This is a genomic window from Citrobacter braakii (assembly GCF_002075345.1).
In the GTDB taxonomy this organism is placed as follows: domain Bacteria; phylum Pseudomonadota; class Gammaproteobacteria; order Enterobacterales; family Enterobacteriaceae; genus Citrobacter; species Citrobacter braakii.
Window position 1 is genome coordinate 164577 of sequence record NZ_NAEW01000008.1, and the last position, 24302, is coordinate 188878.

The 24302-nt window shown below is 50.1% G+C and carries 20 protein-coding genes, 1 tRNA gene and 1 pseudogene; 7 read left to right on the plus strand and 15 right to left on the minus strand.

The window, feature by feature from the left end:
- Window positions 1-34: 34 nt before the first annotated feature.
- From BZK42_RS18100 to idnD, 5 genes are all read right to left on the minus strand, one after another.
- Window positions 35-1537: a helicase HerA-like C-terminal domain-containing protein gene (locus BZK42_RS18100; RefSeq protein WP_029139751.1), complete on the minus strand. Its 1503-nt coding sequence runs from the start codon at window positions 1535-1537 to the stop codon at window positions 35-37.
- Between the two features lie 79 nt (window positions 1538-1616).
- The gene (idnR, locus tag BZK42_RS18105) at window positions 1617-2615 is read right to left on the minus strand and encodes a DNA-binding transcriptional regulator IdnR (RefSeq protein ID WP_080859634.1); all 999 of its coding nucleotides are present in this window, start codon (window positions 2613-2615) and stop codon (window positions 1617-1619) included.
- A gap of 52 nt (window positions 2616-2667) precedes the next feature.
- A complete protein-coding gene (idnT, locus tag BZK42_RS18110) occupies window positions 2668-3987 on the minus strand; it encodes a gnt-II system L-idonate transporter (protein WP_016155581.1) in 1320 nt (439 codons plus the stop codon).
- Window positions 3988-4174: 187 nt separating this feature from the next.
- The gene (gene idnO, locus BZK42_RS18115; RefSeq protein WP_016151510.1) at window positions 4175-4939 is read right to left on the minus strand and encodes a gluconate 5-dehydrogenase; all 765 of its coding nucleotides are present in this window, start codon (window positions 4937-4939) and stop codon (window positions 4175-4177) included.
- Between the two features lie 11 nt (window positions 4940-4950).
- Window positions 4951-5994, minus strand: a complete 1044-nt coding sequence (gene idnD / locus BZK42_RS18120) for an L-idonate 5-dehydrogenase (protein WP_016155582.1) — start codon at window positions 5992-5994, stop codon at window positions 4951-4953.
- Window positions 5995-6211: 217 nt separating this feature from the next.
- On the opposite strand from idnD, the gene idnK reads away from it, so the two are divergent.
- Entirely contained in the window at window positions 6212-6733 is a 522-nt protein-coding gene (gene idnK, locus BZK42_RS18130) for a gluconokinase (RefSeq protein WP_046275803.1), read from the plus strand.
- Window positions 6734-6763: 30 nt separating this feature from the next.
- On the opposite strand, the gene ahr is transcribed toward idnK, so the two are convergent.
- Complete coding sequence (ahr, locus tag BZK42_RS18135; protein ID WP_016155584.1) at window positions 6764-7783, minus strand: NADPH-dependent aldehyde reductase Ahr; 1020 nt, start codon at window positions 7781-7783, stop codon at window positions 6764-6766.
- 220 nt (window positions 7784-8003) lie between these two features.
- Between ahr and BZK42_RS18140 the strand changes: the two genes are divergently transcribed.
- The 5 genes from BZK42_RS18140 (at window position 8004) to BZK42_RS18160 (ending at window position 16708) form a co-directional block, all read left to right on the plus strand.
- Window positions 8004-8088, plus strand: a tRNA-Leu gene (locus tag BZK42_RS18140).
- A 198-nt stretch (window positions 8089-8286) separates the two neighbouring features.
- Window positions 8287-9564 carry a tyrosine-type recombinase/integrase gene (locus BZK42_RS18145; protein ID WP_080859635.1) on the plus strand — a complete coding sequence of 426 codons (1278 nt, stop codon included), beginning with the start codon at window positions 8287-8289 and terminating at the stop codon, window positions 9562-9564.
- Between the two features lie 639 nt (window positions 9565-10203).
- Window positions 10204-12549 carry an N-6 DNA methylase gene (locus BZK42_RS18150; protein ID WP_158083365.1) on the plus strand — a complete coding sequence of 782 codons (2346 nt, stop codon included), beginning with the start codon at window positions 10204-10206 and terminating at the stop codon, window positions 12547-12549.
- A gap of 56 nt (window positions 12550-12605) precedes the next feature.
- The gene (locus BZK42_RS18155) at window positions 12606-15989 is read left to right on the plus strand and encodes a type I restriction endonuclease subunit R (protein ID WP_080859636.1); all 3384 of its coding nucleotides are present in this window, start codon (window positions 12606-12608) and stop codon (window positions 15987-15989) included.
- A gap of 41 nt (window positions 15990-16030) precedes the next feature.
- Entirely contained in the window at window positions 16031-16708 is a 678-nt protein-coding gene (locus BZK42_RS18160) for a YgjP family zinc-dependent metalloprotease (RefSeq protein WP_211280442.1), read from the plus strand.
- A 23-nt stretch (window positions 16709-16731) separates the two neighbouring features.
- Here the strand turns inward: BZK42_RS18160 and BZK42_RS18165 are convergent, their stop codons facing one another.
- From BZK42_RS18165 to BZK42_RS18195, 8 genes and pseudogenes are all read right to left on the minus strand, one after another.
- The gene (locus BZK42_RS18165) at window positions 16732-17628 is read right to left on the minus strand and encodes a type I restriction enzyme HsdR N-terminal domain-containing protein (RefSeq protein WP_080859638.1); all 897 of its coding nucleotides are present in this window, start codon (window positions 17626-17628) and stop codon (window positions 16732-16734) included.
- 26 nt (window positions 17629-17654) lie between these two features.
- Window positions 17655-17762, minus strand: a pseudogene (locus tag BZK42_RS29315) (hypothetical protein); the annotation flags it as partial.
- Between the two features lie 104 nt (window positions 17763-17866).
- Window positions 17867-18079, minus strand: a complete 213-nt coding sequence (locus tag BZK42_RS18170) for a VOC family protein (protein WP_079781042.1) — start codon at window positions 18077-18079, stop codon at window positions 17867-17869.
- A 64-nt stretch (window positions 18080-18143) separates the two neighbouring features.
- Entirely contained in the window at window positions 18144-18395 is a 252-nt protein-coding gene (locus BZK42_RS18175) for a zinc ribbon domain-containing protein (protein ID WP_063415696.1), read from the minus strand.
- A gap of 127 nt (window positions 18396-18522) precedes the next feature.
- Window positions 18523-20163, minus strand: coding sequence for a class I SAM-dependent methyltransferase (locus BZK42_RS18180; protein ID WP_143329704.1), 1641 nt, complete (start codon window positions 20161-20163; stop codon window positions 18523-18525).
- Window positions 20164-20170: 7 nt separating this feature from the next.
- Window positions 20171-20428 (minus strand): YjhX family toxin, encoded by a 258-nt coding sequence (locus tag BZK42_RS18185; RefSeq protein ID WP_080859640.1) that lies wholly within the window; start codon window positions 20426-20428, stop codon window positions 20171-20173.
- A 339-nt stretch (window positions 20429-20767) separates the two neighbouring features.
- Window positions 20768-21244 (minus strand): GNAT family N-acetyltransferase, encoded by a 477-nt coding sequence (locus BZK42_RS18190; RefSeq protein WP_080859642.1) that lies wholly within the window; start codon window positions 21242-21244, stop codon window positions 20768-20770.
- A gap of 144 nt (window positions 21245-21388) precedes the next feature.
- Window positions 21389-21781 (minus strand): VOC family protein, encoded by a 393-nt coding sequence (locus tag BZK42_RS18195; RefSeq protein ID WP_000493336.1) that lies wholly within the window; start codon window positions 21779-21781, stop codon window positions 21389-21391.
- Between the two features lie 569 nt (window positions 21782-22350).
- On the opposite strand from BZK42_RS18195, the gene BZK42_RS18200 reads away from it, so the two are divergent.
- Entirely contained in the window at window positions 22351-22959 is a 609-nt protein-coding gene (locus BZK42_RS18200) for a DUF1062 domain-containing protein (protein ID WP_080859644.1), read from the plus strand.
- 248 nt (window positions 22960-23207) lie between these two features.
- On the opposite strand, the gene BZK42_RS18205 is transcribed toward BZK42_RS18200, so the two are convergent.
- Window positions 23208-24203, minus strand: a complete 996-nt coding sequence (locus BZK42_RS18205; RefSeq protein ID WP_032681798.1) for a LacI family DNA-binding transcriptional regulator — start codon at window positions 24201-24203, stop codon at window positions 23208-23210.
- Between the last annotated feature and the right edge of the window lie 99 nt (window positions 24204-24302).

Genomic DNA, 24302 nt, shown 5'->3' on the forward strand with positions numbered 1-24302 from the left:
GCCCCTCCCGCTGTGCGGGAGGGGCGCCTTCCTGCTAGCGTTTTCTCCCGCCCATCAAACTCCCCAACATGCCGCGGATTATCTGATTGGTGACCTGTCGCGCCGCGCTCTTCGCCACGCTCTGTACCACGCCATCGCGCTTGCCGCCGCGCGGTCCGGTGCTGCCAAACAGAATATCCTTCAATCCACCGAGAATACCGCCGTCCACATCGATCGCTTTACCGTTGGCGGGAGGTGTATTTTGCTGCTCGGTGCTGGCCTGCACGCCTTGCTGTAAACGCTCATAGGCGGACTCGCGGTCGACCTGTTCTTCATATTTACCGTACAGCGAGGAGTGATTAATCAGCCCGTTACGCTCGTCATCCGTCACTGGTCCCATCCGCGAGCACGGCGCAATCACCATTGCTCGTTCAACCACCGACGGGCTGCCTTTAGCGTCCAGAAACGACACCAGCGCCTCGCCGGTTCCCAGTTCCTGAATGGCTTTTTCGGTATCAAATGCCGGGTTGGCGCGCATGGTTTGCGCGGCGGTTTTCACCGCTTTCTGATCCTTCGGTGTAAACGCGCGCAGGGCGTGCTGCACGCGGTTCCCCAACTGACCGAGCACGTTGTCCGGAATATCTGACGGGTTTTGCGAGACGAACCACACGCCGACCCCTTTCGAGCGGATCAGGCGGATCACCTGTTCGATTTTATCCAGCAGCACCTGCGGGGCGTCGTTGAACAGCAGGTGAGCTTCATCGAAGAAGAACACCAGTTTTGGCTTCTCCAGATCGCCTGCTTCCGGCAGCTGTTCGTACAGTTCGGAGAGCATCCACAGCAGGCTGGCGGCGTACAGTTTGGGCATCTGGTAGAGCTTCTCTGCGCTGAGGATGTTGATCATCCCTTTGCCGCTGGCGTCAGTTCGCATCCAGTCTTTGATGTCCAGCATCGGTTCGCCAAAGAAGTGCGCCGCCCCCTGTTGCTCCAGCGACAGCAGTCCACGCTGGATTGCCCCGACCGAGGCGCTGCTGATATTGCCATACTGATTCTGGAAGGATTTGGCGTTATCGCCGATGTACTGGGTAATGGCTCGTAGGTCTTTGAAATCGAGCAGCAGCAGACCCTGGTCATCAGCAATGCGGAAGATAATATCCAGCACGCCGGACTGTACGTCGTTGAGGTTCAGCAAACGGGCCAGCAGCAGTGGGCCGAGGTCAGATACCGTGGCCCGCACGGGGTGACCTTTTTCGCCGAAGATATCCCACACCGTGACCGGATTAGCATGCGGTTGCCAGTCGGTAATGCCGATATTTTTCAGGCGGGCGAGCAGCTTTTCAGAGGCCTGCCCTTCCTCGGCCACGCCGGTTAAGTCGCCTTTCACATCGGCCATAAATACCGGTACGCCAATTTCAGACAGCGATTCGGCCAGCTTCTGTAGCGTGACGGTTTTACCGGTCCCGGTCGCGCCGGTAATCAGTCCGTGACGGTTGGCCATGCCTGGCAGTAAAAACAGTTCGGTGTCCGGCGTGCGGGCAATTAGCAGGGGTGTGCTCATTGAGATTTCCTCCATTTATCTTGCCTGGAGTATAGGCAATGTCCATCAAAGAGAGTATGCGATGGCCAGAGAAAATGACTTAAAGCGTATTGCCGTGATAAATCTGGTACCCCAAATCCACGGTGTTGTGGTTATGGTCGTTGTTCTTGATTTTGCTCAGCAACATCTGCGCTGCCATGCGGCCAATGTCAAAACGCGGGGTGATCACGCTGGCGAGGCTTGGGATCATCTGCCTGCCCATTTCCAGCCCGTGGAAACCGGCAATCGAGATCTGTTCCGGAACGGCCAGATCGCGCTCGCGGCACAGCAGCAGCGCGCCCATCGCAATATCGTCGTTGGTGCAAAAAACGCCGTCTAAATCCGGATGCGCGGCGAGCGCGTCCCGCATCATCTGGGTGCCGAGATGGATGGACGAAATAGAACGCGGATTGACGCGCAGCGGCGCCAGACCCCGGCGCGTCATGGCATCGCAATAGCCGCGATAGCGCTGTTCATCGCGGACGTCGTCTTTCGAACCGAGATAGAGGATTTTGTGCCGCTGGCGTTTATCCAGCATGGTGCTGACCATATAAAATGCCGCCTGACGGTTATCGAAGCCCACTTCCATGTCCAGACGATCGCCCTGAATATCCATCAGCTCTACCACCGGAATGTTGGCTGAACGCAGAAACTTAACCGTGCGCAGGGTGTGGTATTTCTCGGACAGGATAATGCCGTCGATATTATACGACAGCAGGTTGATCACCGACTCTTCCTCGGATTCCCGGTCGTAATTGTAGTTGGCGATCAGCGTCTGATAGTTATGATCCGAGGTGACCGACTCAATGCCGGCCAGAATGTCAGCGAACAGTTGGTTTTGAAACGAGGGGATCAGCACTCCAAGCGTATAGCTTTGCGCATTCAGCAGCATCGCGGGCGCGCGGTTGGGGATGTAATTAATCTCCTCCATAATCTGCGCGATGCGTTCACCGGTTTCCTTTGCGACCTTTTTTGGCGAGCGAATGTAGCGGCTCACCGTCATTTTGGTCACGCCCGCCAGCGTGGCGATGTCTTGCAAAGAAATTCTGTGGTTCCTCATTTTCTCTCCAGTGCCGGGGAGCGCGGATCTGTGCTCCCCGGTGATGACTGTCTTAATGCAGAATGGCGTTCAGCGCCAGAACCCCCAGCAGCCCCATAATGGAAATCAGCGTCTCCATTACCGTCCAGGTACGCAACGTTTCCCCGACGCTGAGATTAAAATAGCCTTTAAACAGCCAGAATCCCGGATCGTTAACGTGGGAGGCAATCACGCTGCCCGCGCCGGTAGCCAGCACCATCAGCGCCGGGTCGGCGTGAGTGACGTTAATAATCGGCAGTACCACGCCTGCGGTGGTGATCGCCGCCACGGTGGCTGAACCGAGCGCGATACGCAGCAAGGCGGCGACCGTCCAGCACATCAGCAGCGGAGAAAGCGATGTGCCGGTCATCAGGTGCGAGATATATTGCCCCACGCCGCTGTCGACCAGAACCTGCTTAAACGCGCCGCCCCCGGCGATGATAAACACAATCATCGCAATCGCACCGATAGAGTCGCCAATGATATCCATAATTTGCTCGATCGTACGTCCGTTACGTCGACCAAGGGTAAAAATGGCGAGCACGATAGCGATAAACAACGCGACCGCAGGGTTACCGATAAATTCAAAGAACACCCGTACGCTGTTGGTTTTCGGCAGCGTGATTTCGCACACTGCGGCGACCGCCATCAGTATGACCGGGATTACCGCGGCAAAGATACTGTTCCAGAATGACGGCATCTCTTCTTCGGTGAACAGATGCGGGTTGAATAACCCTTCCGGCGGCGCTTTCTCAAAGCGGGTCAGCAGCTTAGAAAACAGCGGCCCGGCAACAATCACCGTCGGGATAGTAATAATAAAGCCGTACAGCAGGGTGGTGCCGAGATTAGCCTCGAAAATGGTGGCAATCGCGGTCGGCCCCGGATGCGGCGGCAGAAAACAGTGGGTCACGGACAGCGCAGCTACCATCGGGACGCCAACATACAGCAGCGGCAGGCCGGAAGAGGCCACCACCGTAAACACCAGCGGCAGCAGCAGAACAAAGCCGACTTCGAAAAACATCGCCAGACCCACCACCAGACCGGTGATCACCAGCGCCCACTGCACGCGTTTCTTACCAAACGTGCCAATCAGCGTGGTGGCGATGCGCTGAGCCGCGCCGGTATCGGAAATCAGCTTACCGAGCATTGCACCGAAGCCAAGGATCATCGCCAGACCGCCGAGCGTCCCGCCGATCCCATTTTGTATTGAGTGCAAAACGGCCTGGGCATCCATCCCTTCGGCAAAACCGACGACCGCCGCCACCAGGACCAGAGCAATAAAGCCGTTAACTTTAAAACCAATCATCAGGACCAGGAGCAGCGCGACGCCTGCCGCAATTATTATTAATGGCATAATCGTTTCTCTTATATCCCCGTCATACTTCAAGTTGCAGGTGTGTTGGCTGCGCTCACTCACCCGAATCACTTACTCAAGTAAGCTCATCGGGTTCATTCACTTGCCGCCGTCCTGCAACTCGAATTATTTAGGGGTGGCCAAAAATGCAGCGCCTGGGCGCTGCGTGATGTTGCGTTGTGTTGTATCAGACGGCGACCAGCATGCCGCCATCGACAAACAACAGGTGCCCGTTAACAAAATCGGATGCTTTGGAAGAGAGGAAGACCGCTGCGCCAATCAGCTCCTGCGGATCGCCCCAGCGCGCGGCTGGCGTACGTTTGCACAGCCAGGCGGTGAAGGCTTCATCCTCGACCAGCGCTTTGGTCATCTCGGTTTTGAAGTAGCCCGGTGCGATACCGTTGACCTGGATATTGTGGCGCGCCAGCTCAACGCACATACCGCGGGTGAGCATTTTCACCGCGCCTTTCGAGGCGGCATACGGCGTGATGGTGTCGCGGCCCAGTTCGCTCTGCATGGAGCAGATGTTGATGACCTTCCCGGCCTGACGTTCCACCATGCGACGCGTTACCGCCTGCGAGACCAGGAACACCGCCGTCTGGTTAACGGCAATCACATCGTTCCAGTCCTGCTCCGGGAACTCGGTAAACGGATGGCGGCGCTGAATACCGGCGTTATTCACCAGCACATCGATTGGGCCAATGTCTTTTTCGATATGGTCGATGGCGGCATCAATGTCCTGTTTCTGCGTAACATTGAACGGCGCGGCAACGGCGCGGATCCCTTCCTGTTGCAGTTTGGCGACGGCAGCCTCCGCGCGCTCCGGCGTAATATCATTGACGATAATCTGCGCGCCATATTTACCCAGCCCGGTCGCCAGTAAATAACCGATACCCTGGGCCGAACCGGTGATCAGAATATTTTTGCCATCCAGCGAAAAAAGATCGTTCATTATGTTCTTCCTTATTTTGTTTCAGCAAAAACGAGCTGGACTTTCGCCGCCTGGGTTTTATCCCCGGCAAAGATCAGCGCCTGTTCAAGCTCGGTAAACGGATATTCGGCGCTGAGTAATGGCAGCGGATCGATAACGTTATTCGCCAGCCACGACACCGCAGTGTTGAACTCGGTGGTAAAGCGGAACGAGCCTTTGAGCGCGATCTCTTTGCCGATCAGCATCATCATCGGGAAGTCCGGCACCGCGCCGCCCATGCCGACCTGCACCATCACGCCTTTCGCGCGGGTGACCTCCAGGCAGGTGGTGATTGAGGACGGATGACCAGAGACTTCGAAGCTGACGTCGAAGTAGCCTTTTTCTTTTTTCCACTCATCGAGCGAGTCCTGCTGCGGGTTAATCAGCGTGTCAGCACCCATCTGCTGGGCAAGCGACAGCGAGCGCGGGCTGATATCAGCACAGACAATTTCTGCTGCGCCGAGCGTTTTCACCGCGCTGACGATCAGGCAGCCGATAGGCCCCACGCCGGAGATAAACACGCGCTTGCCCTGCAGGTCTCCTGCTTCATGCGCGGCGTGGATCGCGACTGCCAGCGGTTCGGCAAAGGCCATGACTTTTTCATCGGCGTGCTGGGGGTAGGGGATGCACTGCGCGGTATCGACGGTTTTAAATCGGGTAAAGCCGCCGTCAACGTGGGGAAAATACATGGCGCTGCCAAAAAAGCGCATTTCCGTGCACTGGTTTTCTTCGTGCTGCAGACAGTATTTACAGTGGCCACAGGGCTTCGACGGATTAATAGCCACCGACTGACCTTCATGTAATTCTTTTGAGTCGCTGTGCACCACTTTACCAATAACTTCATGGCCTAAAATCATCGGTGCTTTAACGGTAAAATTACCGACTTTTCCTTCCTGATAATAATGTAAGTCGGAACCACAAATTCCTCCTCGGGTAATTTGTACCAGCGTTCCTTTATTATTCCATTCAATATTTTGGTCGGTAATGGCAACAGTTTTCTTACCCGCGACAACGCAGGATTGTGTTTTGACTTGCATAAATGCCTCACTGGTCAGGTAGTAACCTCGGCAGCATTTAAACGGTTTTGATTGTTATTATTTGTGATAAAGATCACGCTGGAAAATTGTTACACTACAATGTTACGCATAACGTGATGCGCCTTGTAAATCTGCTCAGCCACGCCGAAAAAAGGTGAATTCTGCAATGTGGAAGGCGTAGTATCGCGCCATGGAATATGAATCTGGAGTTTTTTCAATGGCCGGGGAAAGTTATATTTTAATGGGCGTTTCGGGTAGCGGTAAATCTTTAATTGGCAGCAAAATTGCTGCGGTATTATCGGCTAAATTCATTGATGGTGACGATCTCCATCCGGCCAAAAATATTGATAAAATGTCTGAAGGTATTCCATTAACCGATGAAGACCGACTACCGTGGTTAGCGCGATTAAATGACGCTTCATACAGTTTATATAAAAAGAATGAGACCGGGTTTATTGTTTGCTCGTCATTAAAAAAACAGTATCGCGATATATTGCGGCAGGGCAGTCCGAATGTGCATTTTTTGTGGCTGGACGGCGATTACGAGACCATTCTGGCGCGCATGCAGCGCCGGGCAGGGCATTTTATGCCGGTGGGATTACTCAAAAGCCAGTTCGATGCGCTGGAGTGCCCGCAGGAGGACGAACGTGATATTGCCCGCATCGACGTGAACCATGACATCGAGCATGTGACGGAACAGTGCCGCCAGGCGGTGCTCGCGTTTCGTAACAGGCAATAAGCTCAGCCCCTTGCGGGACTGAGCCTTGCATCAGAAGTCGGCTTTCAGCACCACGCGGTAGCGGGCTTTGCCGTCACGCACGTGCTGGATAGCGTCGTTAATTTGCGACATTGGGTACAGTTCGGTGGTGGGCGACACCTTGCTGCGCCCGGCAAACTTCATCAGCTTGCGCAGTTCGAACGGCGTACCGGTTGCCGAACCGGAGATGCTGCGATCGCCAGCAATTAAGGTGAACGCTGGCACCGGCAGCGGCTTCAGCACCGCGCCGACGGTATGGAAGTTACCGCCGTAGGCCAGTGCTTCAAAATAAGGCTGCCAGTCGAGATCGACGTTAACCGTGTTAATAATGAGATCGAACTGGCCCGCCAGCGCTTTTAGCGCATCCGGATCGCGGCTGTTAACCACCTTATCCGCCCCCATCGCCAGCACTTCCTGCTCTTTCGCCGGATTGGAGCTGAACGCAGTCACTTCGCACCCCATCGCGTGTAACAGCTTAATGGCGATATGCCCCAGGCCGCCGATGCCGATCACCCCAACGCGGCTGGTGGCGGTGATATGGTGCATCAGCAGCGGTTTGAACACCGTGATACCGCCGCACAGCAAGGGACCCGCCGCCGCCAGATCGATGCTTTCCGGCAGCGGGATCACCCACTGCCAGTCGGCCCGCAGCTTCTCGGCAAAGCCACCGCGATTGAGAATAGTGGGAACGGAACCTTCCAGACAGTTAATCTGATTGCCGCTGATACAGGCGTCACAGTGCCCGCAGCTGCGCGCCGTCCAGCCAATGCCGACACGCTGACCAACCTTCAGACCTTTATCTTGCGCCGCGCTGCCGAGCGCCGCCACGCGACCAATCACCTCATGCCCGGCAACCAGTGGATACTGAGAGAACCCCCATTCGTTGTCGATCATCGACAAATCGGAATGGCAGATACCGCAGTAATCGACCTGGACTTCGACATCTTCCGGCTTAAGCTCGCCTGCATCATATTCATAGAGTTCGAGTTCGCTGCCCGCCGCTTTTGCGGCGTAGCTTTTTATCATCGACATCGTGTTTCCCTCAGTGTGGTGTTGAACTGGAAGTGTAGAGCATGGGGAAACGGGACGCTTCGCAGAAGGGGGGATTAATAAGGGGACAAACTGTGACGATGGTTGCAGGTGAGAAAGGGAATGCTGAAATTTTCAACACTTAGCGAGTCAGGCACACGCTGGTGCTTGCATGGTGGCGCATGACAGGTATAATCCACAACGTTTTCCGCATCCCTTCCGTGCCGGAGTGGCGAAATCGGTAGACGCAGTTGATTCAAAATCAACCGTAGAAATACGTGCCGGTTCGAGTCCGGCCTTCGGCACCATCGGAACATCAATAGACGTCAACGGACGTCTTTTTTTGTGCCTGAAATCCAGTATCCGCAAGGCTTTCCTCGCTTTTTCACTCAACCTAAGTCAACCTGATTCAATCTACATCAACTTACTGATGCGGGTACAACTGCGGGTATATCCCGGTTCGATAATGTTTGTACCCACACAGAACCCTTGAAAGGATACTCATCATGGCTCTGAGTGATGTGAAAGTTCGTTCGGCTAAGCCTGAAGCAAAAGCCTATAAACTTACTGACAGTGAAGGCATGGTGTTGCTGGTTCACCCTAACGGTTCTAAATACTGGCGACTTCGTTATCGCTTTGGTGGTAAAGAAAAAATGCTGGCGCTGGGGAAATATCCTGAAGTGTCGCTGGCGGATGCCCGGGCACGCAGGGATGAGGCCCGTAAACTATTAGCTAATGGCGTCGATCCTAGTGAGAACAAGAAAGCCGTTAAGGTAGAGCAGGAACAAGAAGCGATAACGTTTGAAGTGGTAGCCAGAGAGTGGCACGCCAGCAATCAGAAGTGGTCTGCATCGCATAGCGCTCGTGTATTGAAAAGTCTCGAAGACAATTTATTTGCTTCAGTTGGGAAGCGAAATATCAAAGATATTGGTACTCGTGACTTACTGGTCCCAATTAAAGCGGTGGAAAAGTCAGGACGCCTTGAAGTGGCTGCGCGTCTTCAACAGCGAACAACGGCAATAATGCGCTTTGCGGTACAGAACGGCTTAATCGATTACAACCCAGCGCAAGAGATTGCCGGTGCAGTTGCTACGGCGAAAAGAAAGCACCGTGCGGCTCTGGAGCTTAACCGTATACCTGAATTACTTCACCGCATTGATCACTACTCTGGTAGACCGTTAACCCGACTGGCGATTGAACTCACTTTGTTGGTTTTCATCCGTTCAAGCGAGCTACGTTTTGCCCATTGGTCAGAAGTAGACTTTGAAACGGCCCTGTGGACGATTCCAGGCGAGCGTGAGCCACTGGAAGGAGTCAAGCATTCTCAGCGTGGTTCAAAGATGCGAACACCTCATCTTGTTCCTTTGTCGCGCCAAGCCTTAGCTATTCTGGAAAAGATCAAAAGCATTAATGGGAACCGTGACCTGATCTTCGTTGGAGACCACGATCCGAGTAAACCCATGAGTGAGAACACGGTGAACAAAGCTTTGCGAGTGATGGGCTATGACACAAAAACGGAAGTCTGTGGGCATGGCTTCAGGACCATGGCGTGTAGTTCACTGATAGAATCGGGCTTGTGGTCGAGGGATGCGGTAGAGCGGCAGATGAGTCACCAGGAGCGTAGTTCTGTACGGGCGGCTTACATCCATAAGGCGGAGCATCTGGGAGAGAGGAGGCTGATGCTGCAGTGGTGGGCTGATTATCTTAATGCGAATCGGGAGAAGGCGGTAAGTCCGTTCGATTTTGCGAAACGGATCATGGGGGGAATGAGAATATATTCGTAAGGACATGGTAGACTTGGCTTATTATTTATCAGCTAATATATCGGATGATAATTAGCAGGTTAGATTGTAGTTTTGTGTCATTCCCGCAAGATACAATCTAACAGAATGGGACATGTCCAGTCCGTCAATCTCGACTGAATGCTCAAGCGATGTGCTATTCACCATAATCTTCTTATGCTGGTTACGATGCAGTCATTGATGCAAGGGATTGCAAAATGACGCCGTCTCTTTCTACTCATATATGATTTCTTGCTAGCGTTTTGGAGAGAATTGGTCGATAGCTGGAAGCAGCGATACCCACAGTTGCTGGAATCTGGCCGGGCTCAAGAATACGCAGATGACGTGATTATTAATCTGATGATGGGATCAATGTCTTTTGGTGTTACCAACGTTTTGTCCAAGGACAAAGGCGTGGGCTGGTTTGGTGCGAGAGTGAATAGGGCTATATCTTCAAGAAGTTAGTGATGTGTGACAAGGTAGAGGGTCTGCAGGTAAAATGATTATGAAGTGACAGAACAGGCACAATCATCGACAACGATAGCCACCTTTAACGTTCGGTTGCGTTATAATCCTCGGCAAATTTTTGCTCTTCGTCATATGTCAGTGACCTGGCGAGAAGTGGACAGCTAAGAGAACCTTATGACAACCGAAACCGCACCTGAAAAAATTTCTCTCGACGAACTGAAAAGCTGGCTCTGGGGCAGTGCCAACATCATGCGTGGCACCGTCGACAGCAGTGACTTCAAAAACTACATTTTTGGCCTGATCTTCCTCAAACGCCTCTCTGATGTCTTTGATGAGCGTGTTGCTGCCATCATGAAAGACGAAAAATGTTCGGAAACGTTAGCGATGGCGCTTATCAAAGAAGATAACCCTGAGCAGTTTGTTCCCGAACAAGCTCGTTGGTCGAATCTCGTTAAGAAAACTGAAAACGTAGGCGAAAGCATCGACGAAGCCTTTGCAGAAATAGAACGTCAGAATCCGTCACTCGAGAAGGTACTGACTGCCATTCAGTTCGGCGACAAAGACAAACTCAGCAACGAACTGCTGATGCGTTTATTACGCCACTTTAACCGTCATAAACTGGGCAATAAAAACCTTTATAAAGCTGATTTGCTGGGCGATGCCTATGAATACCTGATCGGTATGTTTGCTGACGATGCGGGTAAAAAAGGCGGAGAGTTCTACACTCCACATGGTGTGGTAGAGCTGATTGTAAAACTGATTGACCCTAAACCTGGCCACGAGATCTATGATCCAACCTGTGGCTGTGGCGGCATGCTGGTCGAAGCCGCAAACTACATTCGGGATACCTATCCTGATGATGGCGTCGTAATGGGTAAACCCAACTGTAAGCTCTACGGTCAGGAAAAGAACCTTGGAACCTGGGCGATCGCCAAATTGAATATGTTCCTGCACAACCTGGATGGTGATATCAGGCGTGGAGATACGCTGGTCAATCCACAGCATCTTGACAGCAACAATGGCGTAATGCCATTTGATCGCGTCATTGCTAATCCGCCGTTTTCCAGCAAAGAGTGGTGGGAACCGCTGGAGCTTAACAAAGAAACTAAAGTCGATAAGAACGGCAAAGAAACCGAAATTGCCCCCAAATACGCAACCGAACTGAAGGATCCTTTTGGTCGCTTCGGGTTAGGCGTCGCGCCCCGGACAAAGGCTGACCTTGCCTTTGTGCAGCATATGATCACATCCACTCGTGAAGATGGGCGTATTGGCGTGGTCGTCCCGCACGGTGTACTTTTCCGTGAAGGGGAAGAAGGTAAAATCCGTCAGGGCCTCCTGGTGGGTAAAGATGGCTTCAAAGGTGATTTGATTGAGGCCGTTATTGGCCTGCCTCCTGCATTGTTCTTTAACACAGGAATTTCTGCTGCCATTGTTCTGATTAACAAAGCGAAACCTGCTGCGCTTAAGGATAAAGTGATCTTTATTGACGCTTCATCTGACTATGAAGATGGTAAAAGTATGAATTATCTGCGAAATAAAAATATTGAAAATATAGTTTCAGCATATAGAAAAGCTAAACATGAAATAATTGACGCAGGTGAGCAAGCTGAAAAATCATTGGGGGAAGTAATAAAAAAAGTTGAAATTAAAAAATATTTGCGCATTGTTGAAATTAGCGAAATCATTAAAAATAAATATACTTTAAGTATTGGTAGATATATAGATCAATCTAATACAGAAGATGAGATAGATATATTAAAAACACAAAGCCATTTAGATGAAATAAAAGAAAAAATTACAGAGATTGATTGTAAAATAGAGTTTTTAATATCTGGTCTGACTGAAACTCCTGATATAAATCTCAAAGAGTCCTCTTTCGGAAAAATACCTACCATTTGGAATACCGTTAAACTTGGCGATTATACAAGTAAGATAGGAAGTGGCATAACACCCAAAGGTGGTAGCAAGGCCTATGTTGAACAAGGCATCCCTCTATTAAGAAGTCAGAATATTTTACATGGGAAATTGAAGTTAGATGATGTAGCTTTCATTAGTAATGTTCAGCATAACAAAATGAAGAACTCTCAATTACAAGAGAGGGATGTATTGTTAAATATTACAGGGGCATCTATTGGTCGCTGCGCTGTTTTACCTAATAATTTTAATGTTGGTAACGTCAACCAGCATGTTTGTATAATACGAACTTCACAAAAATTACAGCCAGAATTCTGTGGTATTTTTCTAAACTCACATTTTGGCCAAAAACAAATATGGAATTTACAAGCAGGCGGAAACCGTGAAGGTTTGAATTTTCAACAGATTAGAAGCTTTGAAATCCATCTTCCTCCTTTAAATGAACAAAAAAGAATTGTAGAAATTTTTAATGCTATTGATACTAAACTTGACTTAATCGAACAGCTGGAATTTGAGACCCAAAACCTGAAAAAAGGCCTGATGCAAAAGTTACTCACAGGAGAATGGCGAGTTCCGTTGGATTGCGACGAAGAAGCTGCTGCGTAATGAGAAGATGCCCTTTTCCGGGCATCTTTTACACAATATGAATGAAGGAAATGGCTATGTCAGGTAAGACTGCAACATCTTTCCCGGAATTGGATGGCGTTGAGCGTCCAGCGATTGAGTGGCTAAAGAAGCTCGGCTATACCCATATCAAGGGATGTCAGGTTGAACAAACGGTGCGGACCGAGCCCCTGATTCTGGAAGAAGTCCTCCTCGAAAGATTGCATGCACTCAATCCCTGGCTGGCAGAAGTCTCCGGCGCGGCTTCCCGAGCAATGAAACAACTGCGTGATATCTGGTTTGAAAATAATAGCGATCTGATGCTGGCAAACCATGCTTTCTGGGAAAACGTGCTGTTTCAGTCCAACCTGCAAGAAAAAGATAAAGAGGGACGCAAGCGCAGCGTCCGATTTATTGACCAGTCCGGTGCAGCCCACAACCGTTTCCACGTCGTCGATCAGTATGTCGGTAAAAATAATAATGCTGCGCCTTTTAAACCGGACCTTTTGCTGTTCATTAATGGGCTACCGCTGGCACTGATCGAATGTAAAGCCAGCAACGTTAAACTGAGCAAGGGTATAGCACAGATTGACGGTTACCAGAATTCATTCCCACATCATTTCGCATTTAACATGGTATGTGGGGCAATCAATCGCAGCCAGGCTAAATACGGCGCGCTTTATTCTCCAGAGCAGTTTTACCTCAAGTGGAAATTTGATCCTAAAAGACCTGATGAGCACGCCATTCTCACTGAAATTAAAGAGTTACTAGGTAAAGAGCCCACAGCACAGGACACTTTGCTGTGGGCATTATTCGAACCTTCTCGCTTTGTTCGTTTTGTTTGCTTCTATCCTCTGTTTGAAGTTGAAGATGGTCAAATGATCAAAAAACTGCCTCGCTATCAACAATGGCGGGCCGTTGAGAAATCCTTGCTCCGTCTACAGGGGAATGATCCAACCTTGCCGGGTAAATCACAGGGAGGCGTTATCTGGCATACCCAGGGAAGCGGGAAATCGCTGACCATGGCACTTCTGGCGCGTTTGATGCGCGCAGAAATATCCAATTTCGAAAATCCCAGCATTCTGGTATTAACGGATCGCACCGATCTGGACCGTCAGATCCACAACACCTTTATCAATGTGGGGCTCAGGGCGTCAAAAGCTGATTCAGTCGCCGGACTTGAGACCATGTTAAGCAATGATTACGGCGCGATCTTCACCTCTACGGTTCAGAAGTTTCAGGAAAGCGATGGTAAACAGATCCAGGCGGCAAAAGACTCTGAAAATAGTGAGGATACGGATGAAGAGCAGTCCTCAAAGAGCCGTGTCAGACGTGTTTTAAAACGGCTGGAAAACGGCAAAGATGAATGCTGGATAATCAAAGAAAACAATCTTAACTTCGGTTTGAATAACGCCAGTGGTGAGCCCCTGAAAGCAAAATGGCAAAAAGTTAGCGAAGAAAAAGTGGATTTCCGGGTTCTCAGTACTAAAGCAAACTTCTTTGTTATGGTTGATGAAGCACATCGTAGCCAATACGGTTTTCTCGCGGCCTTTATGCGCGCATCACTCCCCAATGCGAAGTTCATTGCTTTTACCGGTACGCCTCTGTTCAAAGAAGACAAAAATACCCTTGGAGAATTTGGCGGCAACGAATATATAGATATTTATCGCCTTGATGAGGCGGTGGCAGATGGCGCAACGTTACCCATCAAATACCAAGAAGGTATGGCCGAATGGGCCAGTGATGGCAATCTGAAGGAGGCGTTTGAAGCTGAGTTCGGTCAGGAACCTCTGGCACGCAAGAAAAAACTGAAGCAACAGTTGCTGAAAAAACGCCGGGGGGCAATCAGCCGCATTGAACAAAATGCGAAGCATTTGATTGAGCACTTCCTTACCAGCGTAAAACCCCGAAAATTTAAGGCGATACTTGTCTGTGATGGCCGGGATATGGCGGTTCGCTACAAAGATGTTATCGATGGTCTGATGGCAGAACGCCAGGCACAAAATTTACCCACATTCGACAGTAAGGTCGTTATTTCTCTGGGGAGTATGACGGATAACCGTACTGGTGCAAGCGAGCAGCAAGCCCATAATGCCACAGGCGCACAAGGGGTTCTGGAGACGATAGAAGAGAGAGTAAAGCGCGAGGCTAAAGAAGGGAAAACTCCGGTTGCCGTTCTGAGCGATGATATTCCCACTTTGGTCAATACCGAATTCAAACTGCCTTATGGTCATGAAGCAGAGAACAAACCTGATGGACAAGCCAGGATTAATAACATTGGTTTGATCATCGTTTCCGATATGCTGCTCACTGGGTGGGATGCGCCGATTGTCAGTACCCTCTATCTTGATAAGCCTCTGAAAGAACATACCTTACTTCAGGCTATTGCCCGTGTGAACCGTACCCGCAAGGGAAAAAAAGCAGGTTATATCGTCGATTACTACGGTGTTGTTGAATACCTGGATGAAGCGCTCAAAATTTATGGTGGCGATGTTCTGCCTGAACAAGTCTGGACCGATGTAGAATCGGAACTGCCAAAACTTAAAGCCGCGCTGAGCAAAGTAGAAGATATTCTGCCGAAAAAACACAATCTACTTAAGCACCCTGAACCCTATAAAGAGGACGCCGATCTATATTTAGATCCGGACGTACGGCTTGATATCGTGGAAGATTTCCTCGTTGCTCTTGCGGAGTTCAATGGTCGTTTAGATATTGTATTACCCGATGAGCGCGCAGCCCCGTTTAAACCTTATTTTAAGGTATTCAATGAAATTAAACTGCAGTTGCTGAATAAAATGCCGGACAGTGCGGATAAGGTACGCATCACCGCTTCAGAATCAGAACTGCTTAAGGGAATGCTGGACGAACACATTGAATCAAGTGAAGTCAAAAGCCTGCTGGGACGCGAAGTCTCTATCCTTGATGCCGCCGATATGGATCTTCTGCGTAAGCAAAAAAGTAAAGGCAGCGCAGCGCTGGTGATGAAGAATAAACTGAAGCACACGATCAGAACCGGTAAAGGCAAAGATCCGGCGTTCTTCGGCGATCTTGAAGAAGAGCTCGCAAGACTGATACAAGAAGAGCGGGAAGGCCGGATCGAACAGGCTCTGTTTCTGGAACAACTGGAATTGTTCGCACAGCGTATCAGAGATAAAGATGCGAAGCCCAGCGAAATGGGGTTGAGTACCGCAACTGAACGGGCAACGTTCAACTATCTGATAAAACAGGTTGCTGAAGCAGAAGCCCTGGCGTGGACGAAAGGATTATTCAATCATCCAGATATTGCAGCTGTCATGCGCTCTCCTATCTGGAAGAAACAAAGTGACATCCACAATGAGATCAAGAAAACGATACGTACAATTTTACGCGGTCTGGGGGGGTGGGACATGACCGTTGCACGTCAGCACACCAATGAGATATTCCAGATAATGCTGAACAACTGACAGTCGAGTCATTAACAATGCCCATTTTTCAATACGGCACCATGGCTATCGAGTGGGAGTTTAGGGTCGACTCAAGGCTCGCTCATCACTATGTGACCGTGGAACGTGGCCATAAGGTACTCCTTCGAGGACCGGATGTGTCGTTGCAGGAACAGCAAGAGTTGATACGCTATCGCGCCCGATGGATCAAGCAACGTCTGGCTGAGGTCAACCGGCCATTGAAAGATGAGATCGTGACGGGTAGTCGCTTACCTTATCGTGGTAAAACTTTCTATTGTGAAGTCATTCCTTCGCCTGAGCTCACTGTACCCAACATTACGTTCAACCAAAGTCGATTCAAGGTGTTTTCACCCGAGGGCCATTTTGTAAGCCGTCGTCTTTTTAAACCTGCACTGGACGGTTTTTACAGGCAGAAAGCAAAAGAGAAGCTGCATGCGAGGATCCTTCACTGGCAACGAGAAACAGGTCTAACCGCAACGACGTGGAGAATTAAGCACTTCGATGCGCGATGGGCAAACTGCACGGAAAACAACGTACTTGAATTCCATCCCCGTTGTATGGAGTTTTCAAATCGCGTAATGGATTACATCATTATCCATGAGCTGTGTCATACCGTTGAGAAAAACCACGACAAACCATTCTGGTTACTCATAAAGAAATATTGCCCAGAATGGAAAGAGCTCCATGCTCAAGTTGAACATCCTGAAATGCAACTGTAATGCATCACATGGTCGGTGAATATCTACCCATCAACAGGGCTAACATAATCAATATCTATTATTCTTAAAGGGCTATATTGTTCATCTTTGTTTTCATATATTTCCCCCGTTATTTTTGCATTGATTTTCAGCACTGGAGTGCCCTCCAGTATTTCAATAGAGTATGGCTGCCGTGACAAAGATTCTTTAATCTTGTTCGCTATTTTGTTATCTATTTTTGCCAGTATTTTATCCAACATTTTTTTACTAAAGTCCAACGAGAGACAGAATGTTCCGTCATTAAAGCCCTCACTAATCGGGCCAATTTCCACGACAGCAGAGTATAAATCGTCATTGACCCTAATAATAAATGGTAAACCTAAGGACTTGAAAGATATAATATCTCCAAGCGGATACCCAAGTTTATGCAAAGCCAGTCCGAAGTCGGGTTTGAAGTCAAGTAAACGTGGGTTTGAAAATGCCAATGGCGATAATATTTTTTTTAATTCATTCAGATTGCGACTTAAATCTTTAAGGTTAAAAATTAAAACGGGATCGGTTTTATTTATATTAAAAATAGCTATCTGGTGTCCATTGCATAAAGCATAAACTGAGGCCCTAATCTCAGGATGAATAGCATAGCTATACGCTTGCTCGACATTTTTACCTGATAAAATATTTTCAGAGGGGCCTTTGGCATCTAAGATCCATTTATGTTTGCCATCTATCATCAGTAAATAGTCAGGGATGATTTTAATATTATTCTTTTTTGTCCCAATATAAACATATGGATGGGGGAGTGCAAAACTTCTGATGATCCGATGATTGCCAGAAATAGAGTAACCCAAGGCCTTTAATAGCGGAGAAATCAACTCTTCCCTTACCGCATCTTCTTTAACCCATTTACTGTTTAATAATGAAAAATCAAAATTATAGAACATAAAAAACCCCGATAAGTACGCTCTTATCACATTAAGCTGATAAATAAGTTTTTTTGCGGAACCAAAAACTTAGTCTCAACATCATCCTGTTCGTAGTTTGCCACAAGAGCGCGAACCAAATCATCCAGTATCCTGAATATGAGCTCGAATGTTTTGTTCAACTTAACGGCGCAGCCTACGTATCCATTTATACGAGCGGTAAGTGGGGGCGCTAAGGCGGGCCCACGGTTTATCGTTCTCAGGATTGTGCGGTGTAATACACGAAAGCCAGCTTGTTGCCATCGGGATCTCTGACGTAAGCGCTGTAGAAATCTTCGCCGAAATGCGGACGTAGGCCTGGTGCCCCCTCGTCCGTGCCGCCGCGAGGATACGCCAGTATATCCATCAGCGGATCGTAAAATGTAATGGCGCGTGACAGATCATTGGTCCCTGGCATAATGTAAGAAAACATCTGCTCTCCTTTATGGAACCAGGGGAGAGAAGATAGCCTGCCTAAATCACGCAGGCTTTGTTTTTCATTCATCTGCTTTATGAGCCCAGGCGGGCATTGCCGTCAGGTAACGCTTTGCTCGCTTCCGAGCTTCCTCCGGGCCGACTTTTTGCCAGGAATCAAGGAAGCTGGCCAAGCCTGATACCGCCTCTTCCCAGGGTTTAAGATTGCCGTTGCTGTCGCTGCAATACGCACAATATTGATCGCTGGCACTGTGTGCATCGGGTGCAGACATCGGCATTCCGCAAGCCTGACAGAACTGTTCATGTTGTGACATATGATGCTCCTTATGGTGACATCCTGATTAATAAATATACTGAGTATGTATTGTGCAGGTGATGCCTCAGATCAAAGCAAAGGCGAAGCCTCCGGTATCACCGGTCAGAAATACCGGGAACCTGTTGTTACCTGGCGATGAGTGCAAACACGCCCCAGCCAAAGTATTCCCGCGCGTACGTTACGTGGCGTTTCGGCGAGATGTTTAGCTCGGCCCTGACTTCGGCGGCGAAGTCGTCGTCAGGATTGGCCTCCAGCCAGCGGCGCATGGTCAGCCATTTCGCGGCCTCATACCGGTCCCAGCCTTCCTGGTCTGCCAGTACCATTTCCACCACGTCGTAGCCGAGGTCGTCAAAAGCGCTGACAAGCCCTGGAAGCGTCAGGAAATCGCTTGTAGAGCTGACGCCGCAGGCCTGGGCTATCTCGTTCGTTGCCGGTAGCTGACGCCAGTAGGGTTCGCCGATAAGCATGATCCCGCCCGGTTTCAGGCTTTGCGCCAGCAGTTCAACCGTCCCGGCAAACCCACCGGCAATCCATGTCGCGCCGACACAGGCGGCTATATCGCATTTCTCTTCTGCCACATATCCGGCGGCGTCGTTATGAATGAAATGAACCCGGCTGCTGACGTCGAGTTCTTCTGCGCGGCGTCTGGCCTGCTCGCTGAACAACTGGCTCATGTCGATACCGACCCCGGTAATGGCGTGATCGCGGGCCCAGGTACAGAGCATTTCCCCCGAGCCGCTGCCGAGGTCAAGAATGCGGGTGCCCGGCTTCATGCGCAGCACGCGACCCAGCGTGGCGTACTTCTCTTCGGTGAACGGATTATGAATGCGGTGCTCACTTTCGCTGATGGTAAAAATACTTGGGATATCCAATGTGGAATTCCTTTTATTGCGTTGAGTATTAAGAGGGTGTTTCTCTGAGATATTTGCTTTTTCAGCCAGCAGAACAAACAGCTTCCTTTCGAATGTCTCGCTGACTGGCCAGTCGTGGCTTTCAAGAGGAGGAAGCAGGGCAAACCCGGCATTGTCGAGCAGGCTGACGTACTCGTCATCGCGCCAGGCCGTCATCTGGCTGCCGAAACGGGTGGTTTGGCCGTTTGCCTCTATGGCCCAGAACTGCGTTGAGCTGGTCTGTGCTTCCTCATCCCAGCCATGTTCCGTCAGCAGTAGGTGAGGGACGCCCAGAAACAACCCGTCCGGACAGCGTTGCCAGCTCGGTTCAGCCATTCCCTGACGTTTAACTTCGTCGAAAGTATGGACTTCAGTGAGCAGCCTTCCACCCGGCTCCAGCCACAGCGCACATCCGCTGACGAGCGAGCGCGCATCTGCCGTGCTAAATACATTCAGTTCCCCGAACGTTATCATGATGAAATCGAAAGATTTATCCGGCCAGTATGCGCGGACATCCTGCTGAACATAGTCGATATTCAAGCCTGCGTTCTGCGCCTGCTGACGGGCCCAGCTCACGGATGCCGGTGAGAAATCCACGCCGGTGCAGTGAAATTCGCGCTCCGCTAAGCGGTGGGTATAAAAGCCGGGACCGCAGCCGAGATCGAGGATATGTGCGCCAGGGGGTAACTGGCTGGCGATCCACTCGACTTGCTGCTCAATGACCTCCTGCCTGCGGCTGGCCCAGTCGTGGTCCTGCGACAAATGGTTCGCCAGCATGCGCTGGCTGAAGGCCGGTTCGTCCCAGGGAATTTTACTTTCCTCCGCTGACAGCTGGACGTGTCGGGATGAGGAAATAAGGGTGCTAATATCCATCATGCTCTCCTTAACGATTATCTGGCTGTGCGCGAACGTTATTCAGCCCGGTGGTATTGATGCGGTACGGCTGACCGTTGACGGACTTGATCAGTTTTTTGGTTTTGAGTTTTTTGAAGGTGGCGAGGGTGCAGTCGATGAGCAACAGCCCTTCGCGGGTGTAGCATTCAACGGCGGTGACGCGGCCAGACACATCGCGGACATGCGCAATACGGCCACCTTTGGCGAGAACGTGTAAGGTACGTTGTTCCTGACGGGATAAATTCATACTGGAAAACCTGTTTAATCATCATGTGCAAAACGTGCAAACACATAGCGGTGTCCGCATTCGATTTCGGCGCATTGATAATCAGTCCGGCCTGAAAAGGTCGGGTAACTGATTATCGGATGATTACATTCTCCAGCATCAAAGCCTCGGGTTGAGTTGAAAGGTATTTACGGAGCGAATAGTAACACGTAGTTTTAGGAGGGATATGTTTCAGTAGAAAAAGTGTGATGTACTTTGGAAATTGAATGCCAACCCATTTACTGGGAAATGCTGATGACACTGACGAATGCATGTTGAAGTACGCCAGAAATGGCCTCATCGGCTTTTCCCCTCGGGAGATTATTCTCCTTTTGTTAAATCCAGAACATAAATATGCTCACCCTCTTCGATGCCTGAAAAGTTGAAGCCAATCCTGATAAGTAATTTTATTGAAAGGGTATTTTCCGGATTCACACCGGCTTTGATGAGTGAAAAACCGTTCTCTTTTATCCAGTCGATCGTGGCGGTAATTGCTTCAATTGCATATCCCTGGCGAGCATAAGAGGGACTGATGGTATAGCCGAGCCAAAACACATCGCATTGCTGACGTAAATAGATATCACCAATCAAAACCTGCGTCAGCTTGTTGACAATGGCCAATTGAATACCGCGAGCAAGTGTAAGAACTCCAAGCAACTCTGCTTCATAGTCCTCTTTTGTTAGCCCCTTAAATCCCTGATATTTCATCCACTCAGCATCATTACGATACACCATAAAACTATCAATTTCGTGTGACTGAAATGGTCGAATGATGCATCTTGACGATATTATTTGCATAAGGCTTCCTGTTTAATGATTCTCCTGCCCCAGTCTCTGCGACTACAAGAGTTACCGCCTGACGCTACGCCCGACGGCTACTCTCTGACTATGTCCGGTGCGTCGCCGCTTTCATACACAACACGAAAACTGTCAGTTTGATTTTCAACCCTCATCGGCATAGAACACAAACGCCAGCTTATTCCCGTCCGGATCGCGTACATAGGCACTATGGAATCCCTGTCCGTATTGTGGCCTGTGCCCCGGTGTACCTTCATCCCTGGCACCCAGACTGATAGCAAGTTCGTACAACTGCTGGATGTGTTCAAACGAGTGGGTATTCAGTGCGACCATCGTGCCATTACCAACGCTCGCTGGTTGCTGGTTAAAGGGCCTGCCGACGCACAATCCGATGGTATGGTTATTGCTGAACGTCCCCCAGGATGCGCCTTCTTCATTACGGCCTGCCTTTGGATGTCCAAGCAATTCCATCAGCGGATCGTAGAACCTTATGGCGCGCTGTAGATCGTTAGTACCCAGCATCACGTAAGAAAACATAAACCCTCCTTAATCTCTTTTGCATTATTGCTCCTAGCAGCCTACCGGTGATACTGACTGCCCCTGGTGCTGCTTGCACAGTTTAAGCAGACCGGAAACCAATAGATGACGGCTATACCGGCTAGCAGTGTCGCGTAGTGGAAGGTCATCCTGCCGCCAGCAGAAAGTAAATCCATCGAGTTGCATCACCGGAAAGAGTAAATGCGCTCTAAGCAAGAATACAGGCGGATATCGGCATCTCATAGGCCTGACAAAACTGTTCGTGCTATGTCATAACACACACCTTCTGTCGTTTAATTGTCTACTAAATATACAGAATTGCTGCGCGGCGTTTAGCGAGTCAGATCAAGAGATGCTGCTGATAACATTATGAATATTGACTCAACTCATATGTCCAATGAATGCCGCTTTGATAGTCTTACTGTATCTCTTTGGTCGTTGACAGGATTGTAACGTTGGAAATCTTTTTTTAACCCGCTGAAAAATAACTCTTAAATATTTTTCATACATAAACATCTATGGTCCGTTCAGTACGGATCCGGTTTTGTATGGGTTAAAAAAGGTAGGTTATGAAAGTTACATGGACCGTCACGCCCGTGGGGTATCAGCGCATTGCGAAACGCTGCCCTTCATGCAACATTAAACGGGACTTCACGCCATCAGGTGCATTTCGGATTAATTCGCAAAAGAAGGTGCTGGGCGTGTGGAGTATCTATAAATGCACACTCTGTGATTACACCTGGAATATCTCCCTGTTTTCGCGCCTGCACGTTAGCAAAATTGACCGCCAGCTTTATCATCGGCTAATGACAAACGATGCCGCCACGGTACAGCACTTTGCAAGTGATATCGCGATGCTGAAGCGGAACAACGCAGAGCTATCGGGTCGGCCTGATTTTCACATTCAGGAGCGCTGGCCGGTAAGCATCACTGCCCACCAGCGGGTCCGCGTTAGTGTCAGGATTTCCCGTTCATTTCAGGTCAGCTTGTTGTCGATTTTGAAGCAGCAGCTCATGCTGAGCGCTGGTGAAATTCAGAGAAGGGTTGCAGCAGGGCATATAAGTGGCGTTACGCTGAAGTTGCTTAAATCGAGAAAGCTGAAGGCCGCGGAATATAAATTCCAGCTGTCTGCGGAAACGCTGTTCGCCCGGCGCAAGATCGTTCTGACGCGTCATTAAAAATAAGAGTCTCACCCCAGGGTTACCTGCGCCAGTATGGTAACGGCTTAAGGGATTAATGGGCATACCAGGGAAAGGTGAGCCTCTGCTTTTCATGCCCCGAGCCAAGAACCGGCTCCGGGCAGGGGAGGGTATGAGCGTCCGTCTGGCGTGTATTGGTGTGGGGAGCCAAGAGTGAGGCGGCCTGGTTTACCTGGCCGCGGGCATAGGGAGGGAGCAGCGTAAATGACGATTGCTTAACCGCTAGCTCAAAATGATTCTCGCAGCAGCCGGGGACTATCGACCAAAACTTTCTCACGGTGGCTTTCGCCGTTAATAATGTGCAGCGTACTTAAGCGCCCAATCTCATAGTGCGGAAGCTGGACCGTGGATAGCGGAGGTAAAAACAAATTACCGATCCCTACGAGGTTGTCGTACCCAAGAACCGCAATATCCTGTGGGATGCGGATCCCTCGCGTCAACAGCGTCTGATAGACCATAAACGCAATGCGGTCATTACCACAGATCACCGAATCAAACTGCGGCTGCCCCCGCTCCAGATACGCCAGCAAAATGTCAGGAATATCACGGTAGTGCTCATCGCCATACTGCATATAGCAGTGCTCAAGCGTATCGGGATTGATATTGGCTTCCCGGCAGGCGCGGTCCAGCCCCTTACGGCGGCGAAGCGTCGCCAGATGATTGACAGGTAAATGCAGGCAAAGGGGGCGGCGGTATCCCGCCGCTAACAGCGCCTGTACTGCGGTATACTGCCCTTGTTCATCGTCAGGAATATAGCTGGCAACCGGTTCTCCCGTGTTCTCGCAGTTGGCCAGCACGCAGGGGTGCTCCAGTAATCTGGGCGAGATGTTCACCTCGCGCAGTCCCATGGTGGTGAAAATGATCCCCCCGGGCCTGTGCGCGAGCAGCAGGTCGACAATATCGTCAGGATTATCATCGGTAAACATGTTAACCACGAAGCTATTCCAGCCATACGCGCGGGCCGTTTCCTCGATAGACAACGTTATCTCAACCGAAAACGGGGTAGTGACGGTATCCAGCGCAAGCACGCCAATCGTTTTATTCCTGGAGCCGACGCGACGAACCTGCCGGGCAGAGAGGTCCGGCACATAGTTTAGCTGTAAGATAGCCTCCTGCACCCTGGACAGGGTTTCAGGCTTCACGCGTTTCGGATCGTTAAGCACCCGCGACACGGTCATTAGCGATACGTTGGCCACTCTGGCCACATCTTTTAAAGACGCCATAGCCTTCCATTAATCAAACTAAGTATCCAATCCTGATTTGCACGCAATCCACCGATTAGCGGGCTGTGAGCACCTGTAAAAATCCTATTCTAGGCGTTG

Bases quoted from the DNA above. Each gene is read 5' to 3' on its own strand.
- BZK42_RS18100 (WP_029139751.1), bottom strand. From the start codon at position 1,537: ATGAGCACACCCCTGCTAATTGCCCGCACGCCGGACACCGAACTGTTT.
- BZK42_RS18160 (WP_211280442.1), top strand. From the start codon at position 16,031: ATGGCTATCGAGTGGGAGTTTAGGGTCGACTCAAGGCTCGCTCATCAC.
- BZK42_RS18150 (WP_158083365.1), top strand. From the start codon at position 10,204: ATGACAACCGAAACCGCACCTGAAAAAATTTCTCTCGACGAACTGAAA.
- idnR (WP_080859634.1), bottom strand. From the start codon at position 2,615: ATGAGGAACCACAGAATTTCTTTGCAAGACATCGCCACGCTGGCGGGC.
- idnK (WP_046275803.1), top strand. From the start codon at position 6,212: ATGGCCGGGGAAAGTTATATTTTAATGGGCGTTTCGGGTAGCGGTAAA.
- idnO (WP_016151510.1), bottom strand. From the start codon at position 4,939: ATGAACGATCTTTTTTCGCTGGATGGCAAAAATATTCTGATCACCGGT.
- idnD (WP_016155582.1), bottom strand. From the start codon at position 5,994: ATGCAAGTCAAAACACAATCCTGCGTTGTCGCGGGTAAGAAAACTGTT.
- BZK42_RS18155 (WP_080859636.1), top strand. From the start codon at position 12,606: ATGTCAGGTAAGACTGCAACATCTTTCCCGGAATTGGATGGCGTTGAG.
- BZK42_RS18200 (WP_080859644.1), top strand. From the start codon at position 22,351: ATGAAAGTTACATGGACCGTCACGCCCGTGGGGTATCAGCGCATTGCG.
- BZK42_RS18185 (WP_080859640.1), bottom strand. From the start codon at position 20,428: ATGAATTTATCCCGTCAGGAACAACGTACCTTACACGTTCTCGCCAAA.
- idnT (WP_016155581.1), bottom strand. From the start codon at position 3,987: ATGCCATTAATAATAATTGCGGCAGGCGTCGCGCTGCTCCTGGTCCTG.
- BZK42_RS18205 (WP_032681798.1), bottom strand. From the start codon at position 24,203: ATGGCGTCTTTAAAAGATGTGGCCAGAGTGGCCAACGTATCGCTAATG.
- BZK42_RS18145 (WP_080859635.1), top strand. From the start codon at position 8,287: ATGGCTCTGAGTGATGTGAAAGTTCGTTCGGCTAAGCCTGAAGCAAAA.
- BZK42_RS18190 (WP_080859642.1), bottom strand. From the start codon at position 21,244: ATGCAAATAATATCGTCAAGATGCATCATTCGACCATTTCAGTCACAC.
- BZK42_RS18170 (WP_079781042.1), bottom strand. From the start codon at position 18,079: ATGTTTTCTTACATTATGCCAGGGACCAATGATCTGTCACGCGCCATT.
- BZK42_RS18175 (WP_063415696.1), bottom strand. From the start codon at position 18,395: ATGTCACAACATGAACAGTTCTGTCAGGCTTGCGGAATGCCGATGTCT.
- BZK42_RS18180 (WP_143329704.1), bottom strand. From the start codon at position 20,163: ATGATGGATATTAGCACCCTTATTTCCTCATCCCGACACGTCCAGCTG.
- BZK42_RS18165 (WP_080859638.1), bottom strand. From the start codon at position 17,628: ATGTTCTATAATTTTGATTTTTCATTATTAAACAGTAAATGGGTTAAA.
- ahr (WP_016155584.1), bottom strand. From the start codon at position 7,783: ATGTCGATGATAAAAAGCTACGCCGCAAAAGCGGCGGGCAGCGAACTC.
- BZK42_RS18195 (WP_000493336.1), bottom strand. From the start codon at position 21,781: ATGTTTTCTTACGTGATGCTGGGTACTAACGATCTACAGCGCGCCATA.